The sequence below is a fragment of the Chromatiaceae bacterium genome (assembly GCA_016714645.1).
Classification (GTDB): Bacteria; Pseudomonadota; Gammaproteobacteria; order Chromatiales; family Chromatiaceae; genus M0108.
This window is the reverse complement of the sequence record JADKCI010000001.1, coordinates 1,028,771-1,044,692: the sequence shown is the minus strand read 5'-3', so window position 1 is coordinate 1,044,692 and position 15,922 is coordinate 1,028,771. Positions and strand designations below refer to the sequence as shown.

Genomic DNA, 15,922 nt, shown 5'->3' with positions numbered 1-15,922 from the left:
GTTGGCCCCGGCGCCAGGATGGATTCGGTCCTGAGTTCGTCAATAAAGATCACCGGCATCTCAGCTACCGGGACTATCCTCCCGAAATGCATCCTGGATAGCCTCGCGGATCGCCTCCCAGATACCCTCCTCGGCGAGCGCAGGGATTTCCTTGGCCAGTACCCGAGATAGTTGACCTTGATTGGCCTCCGCGGACCGGATGACCCGGTCAATCTGATGGTCGGGCATCTCCATGACCGCCTTGATCGCCTGTCGCGCCCAGCCATGGCTGCGCAGGGAGCGTGATTCTTCCCGCATGTCCTCGCGGAGGGTGTGTTGGAGCAGTTGCGCCAGGTAGATGACATGGCGACTGAGATCCGGCATCCGCCAGGCCGGCCGGACCACATCGTCCCCCCGGCAAATGAAATTGGAAAGGATGCCGTCCGGATAGGTGCTAGGCTGGGCGGCGAACTCATAGCGACCAGCCAGAGCGCTCATGATCGGCCGGGAAACTTCGTCTAGGATCTCGTCATAGGCCCGCCGTTCTGCCGGATCACGGGTGATCGTGGCGGAAACGGGCAGAATCATCGGGGCCGCGATCGCTCCATCCCTACGCAGTTGGTCATTGATCAGGAAGCGGTGCAGCCGGCCGTTCCCGTCGGCTAGGGGATGGAGATAGACGAAGCCAAAAGCCGCCACGGCACTGCGCATCACCGGCGATTGCCCTTGGGTTCTCATCAGGAAGGTGCGCAAGCCCTCTAACATGGCGGCTAACTCATCGGCCGGGGGCGCCACGTAATGGACAACCTGGTGAAAGCGCACCACCTCCCCCACGAACACGGGTGACTGGCGGATGCCGAACGAGGCGAGGGACGTGCGCTGGCCCAGAATTTCGGCCTGCAACCCGGCCAGCGCGGCTTCATCCAGGGGCCAGTCACCCTGGCCGGCGCGGCGTGCCAGCACATCCGCAAAACGTTGAATGCGACCGGCTTGATTGCCCTCGCCTTCGATGGCGAAACTGGACCTACTTTCGCGCAGCGTCATCCAGACCGCTGAACGCAAAAGCAACTCATCGCCAAATTCGACCGCCAGGTCATGGAGGAGCGCCGGCACGTCCAGGGCCATCGCGCTCAGAACCTCGGGCGTTTTGTGGATCACGGGGCAAAAGGCACGGGTACCTGGCAGGTTATTGCGAACCCGCCATCGCCGTTCAGATACCTCCCGTCCCTTGGAGGCTGCCACGAGTTTATGACTATCGATGGCATCGACATAACCGCCGCCGACGGCGACGCTGATGTCCAGTTGCCGACCCGTGAGGAATTCGTAGAGGAAACCCGCCCGGCGGGCGTATTGGCCCGTGGGTTCGGTTGCTACCCAGTCAGCGACTTCACTGCCCTCGATTCTTTCGAATAATCGGTAAAGCAGCTCCAGATGGGGCAACTCATGCTTGAGGTGAAAGGTCAGGTGACCACGCCAGGTCGCGACCGGTCGCATGGCCGCCACGAAGGTTTCCGCCGTGACGCCCGCGACGCTTTTCGTCACCCGCCGCCCCCCAATCCGGCTGACGACCTTGAGCGGCATGACCAGTTCCAAGCCATAGGCGGTCACCAGCCAAGCCCCGCCAATCCCATCGTTCATCGTGTCAGGTATCTGGACAGGCATCGGCTCAGAGTGCGCAAAAATAGTCAATGATGCGTAAAAATGATAACAATCGGCATCCAATGCACCAATTATTCCTGATCATGCTCCAAACTCATAACCTCCCATCCCCCTATCCCGGCACGCAGGGTCCGAGCTGTCCTCCAGGATGATGTTCAGGCCCAGGGAGGCAAAGTAGGCATAGAAGACGCTGGCGTAGTAGCCCTCGTAGCGGGCGATGGGATTGTTGCGATACCAGTCGCTGGGGATGCTGGCGAAGAAGGCGGTAAAGAGGGCCTCCAGCCCGGCAAAATCATTGGCCAGCAGCAGCCGGTAGAGGGATTTGCGGTTGTGGACTTCCGCCTGGGTATCCCGGGTCCAGACCCGCAACAGGGCGCCGTTGAGGCTCTGGTAAACCTCGCGGTTGGGGTAACGCAGGCGGTAAAAATAGGTCCCGCTGATTACTTCCTCGGTGTCGATGGTCAGGTAGCCGGTCTGAAACATCAGGGCCTCGGTGGGGATGTCATCCACCTCGAAGGTGGAGAGCAGATCGGCACTCGTCTCGATCCGCCCCAGGTCGGGCAACCAGGTCTGCCGCTCTTTCAGCACCTCGACGAGAAAGGTCGGCGTGGCGGTTTCGAACCACCAGGGATGAAACTTGCGTTTCTGAAACAGCAGCAGCAGGTCGAAGGGGTTGTAGACCGCCTCCCCCGTCCAGTTGTAGCCGTTATACCAGGTCCGGATCTCCTTACGATCCAGGCCCTCCAGTTCGGCCGCGAAGACCTGGTCAAGGTCGCCCTCTGTATAGCCGCAGACGGCCGAGTAATGGCTATCAAGGGTGATGTCGTTGAGATTGTTGAGGCCGGAAAACAGGCTGACCTTGCTGAACTTGCTCACCCCGGTCAGGAAGGCGAAGCGGACATGGGCGTCTGAATCCTTAATAACCGAGTAGAGATTGCGCAGGCCGTCGCGCATCGTCCGCGCCGTGTCCGGATCGGTGAGGTTGTCGAGAATGGGCTTGTCGTATTCGTCAACCAGGACGACCACTCGCTCACCGGTCGCTGCATGGGCCATGCGAATTAACTCACCGAAACAGCCAGGAATACTGGGCTGTTCGCAGTTCAACCCCAGGGCCTCTTGATTGATGGTGAGTAATTCGCGGATTTTCAGGTCCAGTTCCGCCGCATCGCGCATGACACCGCCACCGAAGCTGAGCCGGATGACCGGAAAGCGGCGCGACCAGTCCCAGCGGTCATGAATCGCCAGGCCACGGAACAGGGGTTCGTTACCGGCAAAGAGTTCCCCCAAGGTATCGAGGAACAGCGATTTGCCGAACCGACGCGGCCGGGAGAGGAAGTAATGGGTACCCTCCTCGATCAGCTTCCAGGCAAACGGCGTCTTATCGACATAGTAATGATCGTCCTCCCGGATCTTCTGGAAGGTCTGGATGCCGATGGGAAGGCGTTTGCGGGTCATGGTGGTCATCGCCGCAGTATAGCGCTACACCGGTTCCAGAAACCCTATCCCACCCGGGCGAAGCGCCCGGTCTTTCTTCAACGCTACTTCATCCTGAAGCCCTTGAAGCAGCCTCTCCGGCGTCAGGCTGGTCGGGCAAGTCGCTCACGCTGCACCTCGGTGGTGAAGTCACCGGGCGTCAGATGATCGGCGCCGGCAGCCCGCTGAGCCTCAACCCGTGGGCAGCATCCCCTGATGCCGAATGAAGCGGATTACCTCATCCAGCCCTTCGCCCGTTTTCAGGTTGGTAAAGACGAAGGGCCGGGGGCCGCGCATGCGGCGGCTGTCGGTCGCCATGACCTCCAGGGAGGCGCCCACATAGGGCGCCAGGTCGATCTTATTGATAACCAGCAGGTCCGAGGCGGTGATGCCTGGCCCGCCCTTGCGGGGGATCTTTTCCCCCTCGGCCACATCGATGACGTAGATCGTCAGGTCCGCCAGTTCCGGACTGAAGGTCGCCGCCAGGTTATCGCCGCCGCTCTCGATGAAGATCAGGTCCAGGTCCGGGAAACGCAGGCAGAGATCCTCCACCGCCGCCAGGTTCATGGAGGCGTCCTCGCGGATGGCGGTATGGGGGCAGCCCCCGGTCTCGACGCCGAGGATGCGCTCCGCCGGCAGGGCCCCGGCCTGGGTCAGGATGCGCGCATCCTCCTGGGTGTAGATGTCGTTGGTGACCACCGCCAGGCTCAGGTCGTCACGCAGGGCCTTGCAGAGGGCTTCCAGCAGGGCCGTCTTGCCGGAGCCCACCGGGCCACCGACGCCCAGACGCAGGGGTTGCTTGTCAGGATTCATGGCGTCCTCTCTCAGGATCGGAATAAGCGGCAATATTGTTGGGGATGGCGGCTGCTGGCGATGGCCAGGGCGGGGGCCGAGGCCCCTACCTCGGCGTCCGTCAGGGTCAGGCCCCGGCCCACGGCGCCGACCAGGACGGGACCCAGGTCCCGCAGCAGCCGCTGGCCCGCGGTCTGCCCCAGGGGGACCAGCTTGACCCCGGCCAGGATGAGATTTTCCAGCCAGCCCCAGGCAAAGCCCAGAGCGGCCTGGGGCAAGGGGATGCCCCAGCCGACCGCCGCCAGGGCGAAGCCGGCGCTCTGGCAAGCGGCCAGGCTGGGCCGCCACTCCCGGGCCCGGGGCAGCTCCAGGTCCACCAGCAGGGTGGCGAGGGCGCGGCCACGCTGGCGCTCCTCGTCACGCAATTCGCTGGTTTCCCGACTCGCCAGGAGCCACTGGCACCCCTGGTCCAGGGCCAGGGCATCGCCCACCTCGACCGCGCGATAGAGCCGCGCCAGCAGGGGGATTTCCACGGAGGCGAGATTGGTGGTGGCCAGGTCACTCAGCCAATCGCCCAGGCTGGCCTGATCCCGGATCCAGCCGGCCGCTACCGCCCACTCGATGCCCTGGGAGAAGCTGAAGGCGCCGATGGGCAGGCTGCCGCTGCACAATTGCAGGAGCCGGATCAGGGCCAGATCGGCCGGTTCCGGCCAGGACTCGCTCACGGATCAGTGGGATGGAGCATGGGAATGAGGGTGGGCAGGGTCATCATGGGTATGGCCGTGGGAGTCGGCCTGGGCCGGGCCGTGGGCATGACCGGCGCCACTGGCGTAGGCCCCGGGCTCGGGCTCGAAGGGGCCCAGCTCGACCCGCACCGCCAGACCCAGGCCCCGCACCATGGCATCCAGCACCGGGTCGTGGGGGTAACTCAGCCGGTCGGCCTGGATGCAGACGGGAACATGCCGGTTGCCCAGGTGATAACAGGCCCGCGCCAACAGCAAGTGATCCCGGCAGTCCGCCACCGACAGGGTCTCGGGCGCCGCCCGCACCTGGACCACCCGCCCCTCCTCATCGCCCAGCAGATCGCCATCCTTGAGACCGAGGCCACCACGCTCCAGGAAAAGCCCCGCCTCGCGGCCATCGTCCAGGGTGACCCGCAAACGGCTTTTGACGCGGCTGGCCAGGGGCAGAGTCAGGGTGGCATCGGCCTGGGCCGCCTGGGTCAATTTTTGGGTCAGGCGAATCATGCTCCCCCCTCAAAAGAGGAAATAGCGCTGGGTCAGAGGGAGTTCGGTGGCCGGCTCGCAGACCAGTAATTCCCCATCGGCCCGCACCTGGTAGGTCTGGGCATCCACCTCGATCCGCGGCTGGTAGTCGTTGAGGCGCATGTCCGACTTGCGCAGGCCCCGGCAGTGGGCCACGGTCCCGATCAGGCTGCCGAGGCCCAATTGGGCGGGAATCCCGGCGGCCGCCGCCGTTTGGGAGATGAAGGTCATGCGGGTCGCCAGGCGGGCACCGCCGAGGGCGCCGAACATGGTCCGGTAATGCACGGGCTGGGGGGTGGGAATGCTGGCGTTAGGGTCGCCCATGGGCGCGGCCACGATCATGCCGCCCTTGATGATAAGGCTGGGCTTGACGCCAAAAAAGGCGGGCCGCCACAGCACCAGATCAGCCAGTTTGCCGACCTCGACCGAACCCACCTCGTGGCTGATGCCATGAGTGATGGCCGGGTTGATGCCGTATTTGGCGATATAGCGCTTGGCCCGCCGGTTGTCATGATGAGCCGGGTCGCCGGCCAGGCTGCCGCGCTGGACCTTCATCTTATGGGCGGTCTGCCAGGTCCGGCAGATGACCTCCCCCACCCGGCCCATGGCCTGGCTATCGGAGGCGATCATGGAGAAGGCCCCCAGGTCATGCAGGATATCCTCGGCGGCGATGGTCTCGCGGCGGATGCGCGACTCGGCGAAGGCCACGTCCTCGGCGATGCTGGGGTCCAGGTGATGGCAGACCATCAACATGTCGAGATGCTCGTCCACCGTATTAACGGTGTAGGGGCGGGTGGGGTTGGTCGAGGAGGGCAGCACCCAGGACTCGCCGCAGGCCTTGATGATGTCGGGGGCATGACCCCCGCCAGCACCCTCGGTGTGGTAGGTGTGGATGGTGCGGCCCTTCATGGCCGCCAGGCTCTGCTCGACGAAACCGGACTCGTTGAGGGTATCGGTGTGGATGGCCACCTGGACATCCAGCGCCTCGGCCACCGTGAGGCAGTTGTCGATGGTGGCGGGGGTCGTGCCCCAATCTTCGTGCAGCTTGAGCCCGATAGCGCCGGCGGCGACCTGCTCCACCAGGGGCTCGGGCCGGCTGGCGTTGCCCTTGCCCAGGAAACCCAGGTTCATGGGCAGGGCCTCGGCGGCCTGGAGCATGCGGTGGAGGTTCCAGGGTCCCGGGGTGCAGGTGGTCGCGTTGGTGCCGGTGGCGGGCCCGGTGCCGCCCCCGAGCATGGTCGTAACGCCCGACATCAGGGCCTCTTCCACCTGCTGGGGGCAAATGAAATGGATGTGGCTATCGATCCCCCCGGCGGTCAGGATCTGGCCCTCGCCGGCTATGACCTCGGTGCCCGGCCCGACCAGGATCGTGACCCCAGGTTGCACGTCGGGGTTGCCGGCCTTGCCGATGGCGGCGATGCGCCCGCCCTTGATGCCCAGGTCGGCCTTGACGATGCCCCAGTAATCCAGGATCAGGGCATTGGTGATAACCAGGTCTACCACCTCGGCGGCGGGTCTCTGGCATTGGCCCATGCCGTCGCGGATCACCTTGCCGCCACCGAATTTCACCTCCTCTCCATAGAGGGTGTAATCCTTTTCCACCTGAATCCAGAGTTCGGTATCCCCCAGGCGCACCCGGTCGCCCGTGGTGGGGCCATACATCTCGGCATAGGCCCGCCGGCTGATCGTTGCCATCAGTCCAACCTCCCCATGACCTGGGCATTGAAGCCCTGGACGATCCGGTCACCAGCGTAGGCCACCAACTCGACCTCGCGGGTCTGACCCGGCTCGAAGCGGACCGCGGTGCCGGCGGCGATATTGAGGCGGAAGCCGCGGGCGGCCGCGCGATCAAAGACCAGGGCGGGATTGGTCTCCTGGAAGTGGTAGTGGGAACCGACCTGAATCGGCCGGTCGCCGTGATTGGCCACCCGCAGCCGGAGGGTTGGCCGGCCAGGGTTGAGTTCGATCGTGCCGGGCAGGACCCGGATTTCACCTGGGATCATGGCAAGCTCCGCTGGGCTCAAACAATGGGGTCATGCACGGTCACCAGCTTGGTGCCGTCCGGAAAGGTCGCCTCGACCTGGACTTGCATGATCATCTCGGGGATGCCCACCATCACCTCCTCGCGGCTCAGCAGGGTACGGCCATAGTCCATCAGCTCGGCGACGCTACAGCCATCGCGGGCACCCTCCAGAATGGCGGCGCTGATGTAGGCCACCGCCTCCGGGTAGTTGAGCTTGAGTCCCCGCGCCTTGCGGCGTTCGGCCAAAAGGGCGGCGGTGAAAATCAGCAGTTTGTCTTTTTCTCGGGGGGTCAGTTCCACGGCTTCTCCTGCACGGCATCGCGCGGGGGGATCAGGGTTCAGGTAGCCCAGATGCGAGGGGGACAGGGTTCCAGCCCCAGCACCGGGGGACGCAGTCCGGCCCAGATCCGGGTGAAGAGGTTGCGACACTCCTCGGTGGAATCGCCCAGATAACGGACCACCAGGAGATTATCCAGGAGTGTGACGCCGCTGGTAAGGGCTTCATCCAACTGGGATCGCACCCAGTCCAACTCGGCCGCCCCCGCCGGCGTGGCCAGGAGGGTCGCCGTTACCGGCAGGCCACGCAGCCCCGCGGCCCCGCGCCGGCTGTGGGGCGTGACCCGCAGCCGCTCCAGGAGGAGGGGCCGGTCATCCAACCAGAGTTGGAACTGGCAATCCAGATCCCCGCTGTCGAAGCCCTCGGCCAGCGCGGGACGGCCCAGGCATTGACACTCCCAGCCCAGGAAGCGGGAGCTCGGGGTCAATTCAACCCGGGTCTTGAGCGAGGCCCGGACCCCCGTGAAATGGATATTTTCCTGGGGTAGCCATTCCAGGGTGGCATGAGAGCCCAGACGCAGGGTGGTGAATTGATGCGCTCGATCACCGGCGCTGCGATAGAACTTAGTCGCCCCAGGGGTGGTCACCAGGGCGCGGGCGTCGGCCTCCAGATTGATCTGGATCTCCAGGCCATCGCCGCCCACCACCCCGCCGGGGGGGTGCAGGAGATACAGATGGCAGACATCCCCTTCCGGATAGAAGGGCCTTTGCACCGAGAGGGGCCCGCGTTGACGGCGATAGGTGAGAGCGGTCCGGCCATGCCAGGGGCTCAGGCCCAGTTCCAGGCTGGCTTGCCAGCCAGGGCTTGCCGTCTGGCCCCCGATCGGAGGGCCAAACCGATGGGCTGGACTGTTCGCGGCCTCGCGGCCGTTGGGTGCCAGGTTGGGGCCAGCACCCGCCCCCCGGTCTAGGAAGAGGGGACGAGGGCGTGCCTGTGCCGGGGATGGGATGGAGGAAAGGCGGGAGTTCGTGCTCATACGGTCAAATACTCCTTCACCAGGGTCTCGTTAAGATCCGCCATGGCGCCACTGGCCATGGATCGGCCGCGGTCGAGGATAGCGAACCGATCCCCCACCTTGCGGGCGAAGGGCAGTTTCTGCTCGACCAATAGCAGGGTCAGGCCGGCCTCGCGATTGAGCCGGCGCAGAATATCGCCGATTTCCTGGACGATATTGGGCTGAATCCCCTCCGTGGGCTCGTCCAGAATCAGTAACTTAGGGTCCAGAACCAGGGCCCGGCCGATGGCGAGCTGTTGTTGCTGACCACCCGAGAGGTCGCCGCCGCGCCGCCCCAGCATCTCCTTCAGTACCGGAAACAGCTCGTAGATGAAGCCTGGCACCTGGCGCAGCCGGTCCCGCCGCGCCGGCAGACCGATCCGCAGATTCTCCTCCACCGTGAGCATGGGGAAAACCTGACGGCCCTGGGGAACATAGCCAATGCCAAGATTGGCGCGGCGTTCCGCCGTGGTCTTGAGCAGATCGACACCGGCAAAGTCCAGGGTCCCGGTACGCACGGGCAGGAGCCCCATCAGGCACTGCAACAGGGTGGTTTTGCCCACGCCGTTGCGCCCCATGAGCACGGTGCACTGGCCCGCGGGGACCTCCAGGTCCAGATCTCGCAGGGCGTGGCTCTCGCCATAATACTGGTTGATGCCCTTAACGCTCAGCATAATGCCGGCCCTCCCAGATAGACATCGATGACCCTGGGGTCGTTTTGCACCTTGTCCATGGTCCCCTCCGCCAGCACGCTACCCTGATGCAGGACCGTCACCTTGCGGGCGATGGAGCGGACGAACTCCATGTCATGTTCCACCACCACGACCGTATGCTCCCCCGCCAGGGAGGTCAGCAAGGCCGCGGTATGGTCCATTTCCTGATGAGTCATGCCCGTCACCGGCTCGTCCACCAAGAGGAGCCGGGGCCGCTGCACCAACAGCATGCCGATCTCCAGCCACTGTTTTTGGCCGTGGGACAGGACCCGGGCGGGGAGATCACGCCGATTCAGCAGCCCAACGGTCTCCAGCACCTGGTCGATCAGATCCCGCTGCTCCGGGGTGATCCGGGCGAACAGGGTCGGCCAGACCCGCTTGTCCGCGGCCATGGCCAGCTCCAGGTTGCCGAAAACACTATGGTTCTCGAAAACGGTCGGCTTCTGGAACTTGCGGCCAATACCGGCGTTGGCGATTTCTGCCTCGCTGAGCTTGAGCAGATCGGTGATCTGGCCGAAATAGACGCTGCCGCAGTCCGGCCGGGTGCGACCGGTGATGATGTCCATCATGGTGGTCTTGCCGGCACCGTTGGGACCTATGATGCAGCGCAGTTCGCCGTCGTCGATGTAGAGGTTGAGGTTATTGATCGCCTTGAAGCCATCGAAAGTCACCGACACCCCCTCGACATGGAGAATGGTGCGATGGCTGATGTCCAGTTCGGGGGTGACATCGGGCTTGAACCAATCCAAACCCTGACCGTGCATCAGCTTGCGGGTTTTTTCCAGGAGTCTCATGGCCTGACCTCCCCGGCCCGTTGCGAGGAGCGCCCCAGGCCCGCGAGCCCCTTGGGCAGAAAGAGCGTCACCACCACGAAGATGGCGCCCAGGGCATAGAGCCAGACCTCGGGCAGAGCAGCGGTGAACCAGGTCTTGGAGTAGTTCACCAGCAAGGCGCCGGCCACCGCCCCATAGAGGGTGGCGCGCCCGCCCACCGCCACCCAGATGACGATCTCGATGGAGAAGAGGGGCGAAAACTCCCCGGGGTTGATGATGCCGACCTGGGGGACATAGAGGGCCCCGGCGATCCCCGCCAGCACGGCGGAGAAGGTGAAGATCCAGAGCATCACATACTCCACCCGATAACCGGTGAAGCGGGTCCGCTCCTCGGCGTCGCGAATGGCCATGGCCACCCGGCCAAGTTTGGAGAGGACCACGGCGCGGCAGGCCAGATAACCCAGCGCCAGGGCTAGGGCCGAGGTCAGGAAGAGGCCGACCCGGGTGCTGTCCGCCTGGAGGTCGAAGCCCAGCAGGTCCTTGAAATCGGTGAGACCATTGTTGCCGCCAAAGCCCATCTCGTTGCGGAAAAAGGCCAGCATGAGGGCATAGGTGAGGGCCTGGGTAATGATCGACAGATAGACCCCGGTGACCCGGGAACGAAAGGCAAACCAGCCGAAGACGAAGGCCAGCAGGCCCGGGACCAGCACCACCATCAGGAGCGCGAACCCAAGATGGTCGAAACCCCACCAGTACCAGGGCAGTCCCTCCCAATTGAGAAAAACCATGAAATCGGGCAATTCGGGATGACCATAGACCCCGCGGTCACCGATCTGGCGCATCAGGTACATGCCCATGGCATAGCCACCCAGGGCAAAGAAGGCCCCATGCCCCAGGGAGAGGATGCCCAGGTAGCCCCAGACCAGATCCACCGCCACCGCCAGCAGGGCATAGCTGAGGTACTTGCCCAGGAGAGTCAGGGTATAGGTGGAGAGATGCAGGGGATGTTCCGGCGGCAGTCCCAGATTCAGGATGGGCGCCAGTATCGCCAACAGCAGCAGGGCCCCCAGCAGGACCTGGCCACCCCGGTCGCCTTTGAGCAGTCGCGCCAGCATCATGTCGCCGCCCTCCCCTTTTGCGGGAAGAGGCCCTTGGGGCGCTTCTGGATGAAGAGGATGATGAAGACCAGCACCAGGATCTTGGCCAGGACCGCCCCGGCCCAGGGCTCCAGCAGTTTGTTGGCCACGCCCAACCCCAGTCCCGCCACCAGAGTGCCCCAGAGATTACCGACACCGCCGAAGACCACCACCATGAAGCTATCGATGATGTAGCTCTGCCCCAGATTGGGGCCGACGTTGGTGAGTTGGCTCAGGGCCACCCCGGCGATGCCGGCGATGCCCGAACCCAGGCCAAAGGTCATGGCGTCCACCCATTGGGAACGCACCCCCATGGCACGGGCCATGGCCCGGTTCTGCGACACCGCCCGTACCTGCAGGCCCAGCCGGGTCTTGTTCAGAATCAGGAACAGGAGGGCAAAGACCAGCAGGCAGAACAAAATGATATACATCCGGTTCAGGGTCAGGGACAGCACATCGTTGACTTGCCAGGAGCCGGACATCCAGGCCGGTGTCTCCACGGAACGGTTGAGGGGGGAGAAGACCGACCGAACCAGTTGCTGCAGGATCAGACTGATACCGAAGGTGGCCAGCAAGGTCTCCAGGGGCCGGCCATAGAGGAAGCGGATCACCCCGCGCTCGATCAGGACGCCGACCAGGCCGGCGACGACAAAGGCCGCGGGAATGGCGATGAACACCGAAATGCCGATCTGATCCGGCAGCCATTGCTGGATGACGTAAGTGGTATAGGCGCCCAGCATCATGAGTTCGCCGTGGGCCATGTTGATGACCCCCATGACGCCGAAGGTGATGGCCAGACCAATGGCCGCCAGCACCAGCACCGACCCCAGGGAGAGCCCAAAAAAGAGGGTCTCAAGGGTGGCGTACCAGCGAATACGGGCCTCGGTCCCTTCCAGGACCCGTTGCGCGGCGCTCTTGGCCCGGGGGTCGGTCTCCCGCTCCAGCAGCTTGGTCAAGGCACCGCGCACCTGGGGGTGCAAAGCGCCCTCCAGACCCCGGATGGCCGCCACCCGGGTCTCGGGTTCCGAGCTGCTCAAGTCCATCAACGCCAGGACCAGGGCCATGGCCTCCTGGACGCCGGCGTCGGTCTCCCGATTCCGCTGCTCCAACAGGAGGGCGCGGCTCGCGGGGTCCGGGTCGTTGATCAGGCTGTTGACGGCGGCAAGGCGCTTGCCGGGATCGGCGTGACTAAAATTCAGACGGGCCATGGCCGCCTTGAGCTGGCCACGCATCCGATTGTTGAGGGTGATCTTTTTCAGATCCTGCTGGCCGACGTCCCTGACCACCTGGCCGCTGATGACCTCGGTCACCTCCAGGTCGGCCTCCTTGCCGCGGCCAATCACCAGACTCGCGTTGGACTTGAGCTGGTAAAGCTCGCCATTGAGCAAGGCCGGGAAGAGCTGTTCGAGACGGGCATCCCCGGTTTGGGAAAGTTGCTCGATGCCCTGCTCCTTGACGGGAAACTTGGCATCCAGCAGCAGAGGCAGGGCCTCTTCAAAGCTCGCCGCGCTGGCCACGCCCGCGGTCGCGGTCGTCAACAAGAGGGCAAGCATGAGCCTGGCAAGCATGGGCATTGGATATTCTCGCTAGCGAGGGGCCACCCGATTCATCGGCATGCCCGGGGCATCGGGGATGGGGCGAACCAGGCCCGGGGCCTGGCTCGCCATCACTACCCTTTTCCAATCAATAGGTCTGACCGGAACAGGTCTTGGTCTTGGTGTTGTAGTTACCACACTTGAGGGTCACCCAATCGGCCTCGATGTCCTTGGAGCCTTCCAGGTAATCAGACCAGGCATCCCCCGGCACCAGGCCCGCGGTCTCCCAGACCACCGAGAACTGGCCATCGTCCTGGATTTCGCCGATCAGCACCGGCTTGGTGATGTGATGGTTGGGTAGCATCTTGGTCATGCCGCCCGTCAGGTTGGGGGTTTCCAGGCCGATCATGGCCGCTATCACCTTGTCGGTATCCGTGGTTCCGGCCTTCTCCACCGCCTGCACCCACAGATTGAAACCGATGAAGTGGGCCTCCATGGGGTCGTTGCTTACCCGCTTGGGGTTCTTGGTAAAGCCCTGCCATTGCTTGATGAAGGCGGCGTTTTCCGGCGCATCCACGCTCATGAAATAGTTCCAGGCGGCCAGATGCCCCACCAGGGGCTTGGTGTCGATACCCGAAAGCTCCTCCTCGCCCACCGAAAAGGCGACCACGGGGATGTCCTGAGCAGAGACGCCCTGATTGCCCAACTCCTTGTAGAAGGGCACATTGGCGTCGCCATTGATGGTCGATACCACGGCGGTCTTCTTGCCAGCGGAGCCAAACTTCTTGATCTCGGCGACGATGGACTGCCAGTCGGAATGGCCAAAGGGGGTGTAGTTGATCATGATGTCCTCCGGCGCCACCCCCTTTGCCTTGAGGTAGGACTCCAGGATTTTATTGGTGGTACGCGGATAAACGTAGTCGGTGCCCGCCAGCACCCAACGTTGGACGCCCTGATCCATCAGGTAATTCACCGCCGGGATGGCCTGCTGATTGGGCGCCGCGCCGGTATAGAAGACGTTTTTGGAGGATTCCTCTCCCTCGTACTGGACGGGGTAGAAGAGGAGGCCATTCAACTCCTCGAAGACCGGCAGCACGGACTTGCGCGAGACCGAGGTCCAGCAGCCAAAGACCGCCGCCACCTGATCCTTGGTCAGCAGTTCACGGGCCTTTTCGGCGAACAGGGGCCAGTTGGAGGCCGGGTCCACCACTACGGCCTCGAGCTGCTTGCCGAGCAGACCGCCCTTCTTGTTCTGCTCCTCGATCAGCATCAGCATGGTGTCCTTCAGCGTGGTTTCGCTGATGGCCATGGTGCCAGACAAGGAATGCAGGATACCCACCTTGATGGTGTCGGCGGCCTGCGCCAACGCCGAACCCGCCAGGGTCGCAACCAGGCCGGTTGCCAACATAAGCCTTCGATAACCCTTGGAAAGGTGCATGGTGCCATTCTCCGGTTGTTAGCGTGATTGGCCTGAGTGGCCAATTCCATGAAGGGATCCCCGGGCTTATGCGGCCCGGGGATTAGGAGGTGACATAAAGTGTCATTGACACTACAGCACAATCCAGGCCAACCAAAAAAATTACAGAGAATTACAAAAGGTAAGGCCTGGACATGAGTAGCGGATGCAGAAGAGCGGGGGCCTCGGCACCGAATCGGTGCAGCCGCTGGGGCGCCTCGCCCGCCTTGGTGCATCGGCGCGCCTGGCTAATCCCTTTGCTCCATCGGGATATAGTGGGCCTGGGTCCGACCCGTATAGACCTGACGCGGACGGGCGATGCGGCTGGTCGGGGCCTGGTTCTGCTCCCACCAGTGGGCGATCCAGCCCGGCAGGCGCCCAATCGCGAAGATGACGGTGAACATGTTGGTGGGGATACCGATGGCGCGCAGGAGGATGCCGCTGTAGAAATCGACGTTGGGATAGAGGTTGCGCTCGATGAAATAGGGGTCGGAGCGGGCGATCTCCTCCAGCCGGCGGGCGATGTCCAGGAGCGGATCATTGCCACACAACTGCGGCACCAGTTCCTCCGCCACCTTCTGCAGCATCTGGGCACGCGGATCGAAATTCTTGTACACCCGATGACCGAAGCCCATCAACCGTACCTTGCTGTTTTTGTCCTTGGCGAGCCGGACGTACTCCTCGGGGGTCATGTTGCCCTTGTGGATCTGCTCCAGCATATCCAGCACCTCGACGTTGGCCCCGCCATGGAGGGGTCCCCACAGGGCGCAGACCCCGGCGGCGCAGGAGGCAAAGAGGTTGGCGCCGCTGGAGCCCACTACTCGCACCGTCGAGGTCGAGCAGTTCTGCTCGTGGTCGGCGTGAAGAATAAGTATTAAATTTAATGCTTTACGAACTATACTCGGGCACAGATACTGCTGGTAGGGCTGCGAAAACATCATATGCAGGAAGTTCGGCACGTAGCGCAGAGCCGGATCTGGATAGATGTAAGGCAGGCCGCGAGAGTGGCGAAAGGCGTAGGCGGCGATGGTGCGGATCTTGCTGACCAGGCGCGCCGCCGCATGGAGAAACTGGCGTTTATCCTCCAGTTCGTGCAACTCCGGGTGGTAACAGGCCAAGGAGTTGATCATGGCCGAGAGGATGGCCATGGGCGGGGCATTGTGCGGGAAGCCCCCGAACTGATGCTTCATGCCCTCGTCGAGATAGGCAAAGCGCGTCAGGTCCTCGGAAAACTCGTCATATTCGGCCGGGCTGGGCAGATGACCGAAGATCAGCAGCAGGGCCACCTCGATAAAGGTGGGACTGGCGGCGAACTCCTCGATGGGGATACCCCGATAGCGCAGAATGCCCTGATCGCCGTCGATAAAGGTGATGGCGCTCTCGCAACTGCCGGTGTTGCCATAGCCGGGATCGAGGGTGATGTGGCCGGTCTGGGCCCGGAGATTAGAGATGTCGATGGCGCGCTCACCCTCGCTGCCCTCCACGACGGGGAAGCGGTAGCTCTTGCCGTCCAGGGTCAGGGTGGCGGGTTCCAGGATGGCGGTATTTGGGTCGGATGGCTGGACCATGTGCATAGACTCCGGGGCATATGAAGGGTGACGCTGTCCCGACGACGAGGGCGCCGCATGATGGCGGGCGCAAGTCCGAGAGTCCCAAGGGCGGCTCGGTCCTCATGCGCCTCGCTGATCAGGATGGCTGCAAAAGATGGGCCAAGCCGGGACGGGGCATTACCATAGTCAACGCCTATCACCAGCATCGTAACAATCAATTGGCTGCCGGATCGGTGG

15 protein-coding genes are annotated in these 15,922 nt (G+C 63.5%); all 15 read right to left on the bottom strand.

Annotation, left to right across the window (positions count from 1 at the left end; translation table 11 throughout):
- Positions 1 to 60: 60 nt before the first annotated feature.
- Positions 61 to 1,641: a Fic family protein gene (locus tag IPN92_04835; protein MBK8637628.1), complete on the bottom strand. Its 1,581-nt coding sequence runs from the start codon at positions 1,639 to 1,641 to the stop codon at positions 61 to 63.
- Positions 1,642 to 1,719: 78 nt separating this feature from the next.
- Positions 1,720 to 3,093, bottom strand: a complete 1,374-nt coding sequence (locus IPN92_04830; GenBank protein MBK8637627.1) for an AAA family ATPase — start codon at positions 3,091 to 3,093, stop codon at positions 1,720 to 1,722.
- Positions 3,094 to 3,303: 210 nt separating this feature from the next.
- Complete coding sequence (gene ureG / locus IPN92_04825; GenBank protein ID MBK8637626.1) at positions 3,304 to 3,924, bottom strand: urease accessory protein UreG; 621 nt, start codon at positions 3,922 to 3,924, stop codon at positions 3,304 to 3,306.
- 11 nt (positions 3,925 to 3,935) lie between these two features.
- Positions 3,936 to 4,628, bottom strand: a complete 693-nt coding sequence (locus IPN92_04820) for an urease accessory protein UreF (GenBank protein ID MBK8637625.1) — start codon at positions 4,626 to 4,628, stop codon at positions 3,936 to 3,938.
- 3 nt (positions 4,629 to 4,631) lie between these two features.
- Positions 4,632 to 5,150, bottom strand: a complete 519-nt coding sequence (gene ureE, locus IPN92_04815; protein ID MBK8637624.1) for an urease accessory protein UreE — start codon at positions 5,148 to 5,150, stop codon at positions 4,632 to 4,634.
- Positions 5,151 to 5,159: 9 nt separating this feature from the next.
- On the bottom strand, positions 5,160 to 6,863 hold the full coding sequence (gene ureC, locus IPN92_04810; protein ID MBK8637623.1) for an urease subunit alpha: 1,704 nt from the start codon (positions 6,861 to 6,863) through the stop codon (positions 5,160 to 5,162).
- Positions 6,863 to 7,171, bottom strand: a complete 309-nt coding sequence (locus IPN92_04805) for an urease subunit beta (protein ID MBK8637622.1) — start codon at positions 7,169 to 7,171, stop codon at positions 6,863 to 6,865. Before IPN92_04805 ends, ureC begins: the two co-directional genes overlap by 1 nt.
- Positions 7,172 to 7,188: 17 nt before the next feature.
- On the bottom strand, positions 7,189 to 7,491 hold the full coding sequence (ureA, locus tag IPN92_04800) for an urease subunit gamma (protein ID MBK8637621.1): 303 nt from the start codon (positions 7,489 to 7,491) through the stop codon (positions 7,189 to 7,191).
- Between the two features lie 38 nt (positions 7,492 to 7,529).
- Positions 7,530 to 8,504 (bottom strand): urease accessory protein UreD, encoded by a 975-nt coding sequence (locus tag IPN92_04795; protein MBK8637620.1) that lies wholly within the window; start codon positions 8,502 to 8,504, stop codon positions 7,530 to 7,532.
- On the bottom strand, positions 8,501 to 9,196 hold the full coding sequence (gene urtE / locus IPN92_04790) for an urea ABC transporter ATP-binding subunit UrtE (GenBank protein MBK8637619.1): 696 nt from the start codon (positions 9,194 to 9,196) through the stop codon (positions 8,501 to 8,503). Before urtE ends, IPN92_04795 begins: the two co-directional genes overlap by 4 nt.
- Positions 9,190 to 10,029, bottom strand: coding sequence for an urea ABC transporter ATP-binding protein UrtD (urtD, locus tag IPN92_04785; GenBank protein MBK8637618.1), 840 nt, complete (start codon positions 10,027 to 10,029; stop codon positions 9,190 to 9,192). Before urtD ends, urtE begins: the two co-directional genes overlap by 7 nt.
- Positions 10,026 to 11,126, bottom strand: coding sequence for an urea ABC transporter permease subunit UrtC (urtC, locus tag IPN92_04780; protein MBK8637617.1), 1,101 nt, complete (start codon positions 11,124 to 11,126; stop codon positions 10,026 to 10,028). Before urtC ends, urtD begins: the two co-directional genes overlap by 4 nt.
- The gene (urtB, locus tag IPN92_04775; GenBank protein ID MBK8637616.1) at positions 11,123 to 12,718 is read right to left on the bottom strand and encodes an urea ABC transporter permease subunit UrtB; all 1,596 of its coding nucleotides are present in this window, start codon (positions 12,716 to 12,718) and stop codon (positions 11,123 to 11,125) included. The genes urtC and urtB overlap by 4 nt, the downstream gene beginning before the upstream one ends.
- 109 nt (positions 12,719 to 12,827) lie before the next feature.
- The gene (gene urtA / locus IPN92_04770; GenBank protein MBK8637615.1) at positions 12,828 to 14,117 is read right to left on the bottom strand and encodes an urea ABC transporter substrate-binding protein; all 1,290 of its coding nucleotides are present in this window, start codon (positions 14,115 to 14,117) and stop codon (positions 12,828 to 12,830) included.
- Between the two features lie 266 nt (positions 14,118 to 14,383).
- Positions 14,384 to 15,703 (bottom strand): citrate synthase, encoded by a 1,320-nt coding sequence (locus IPN92_04765; protein MBK8637614.1) that lies wholly within the window; start codon positions 15,701 to 15,703, stop codon positions 14,384 to 14,386.
- Between the last annotated feature and the right edge of the window lie 219 nt (positions 15,704 to 15,922).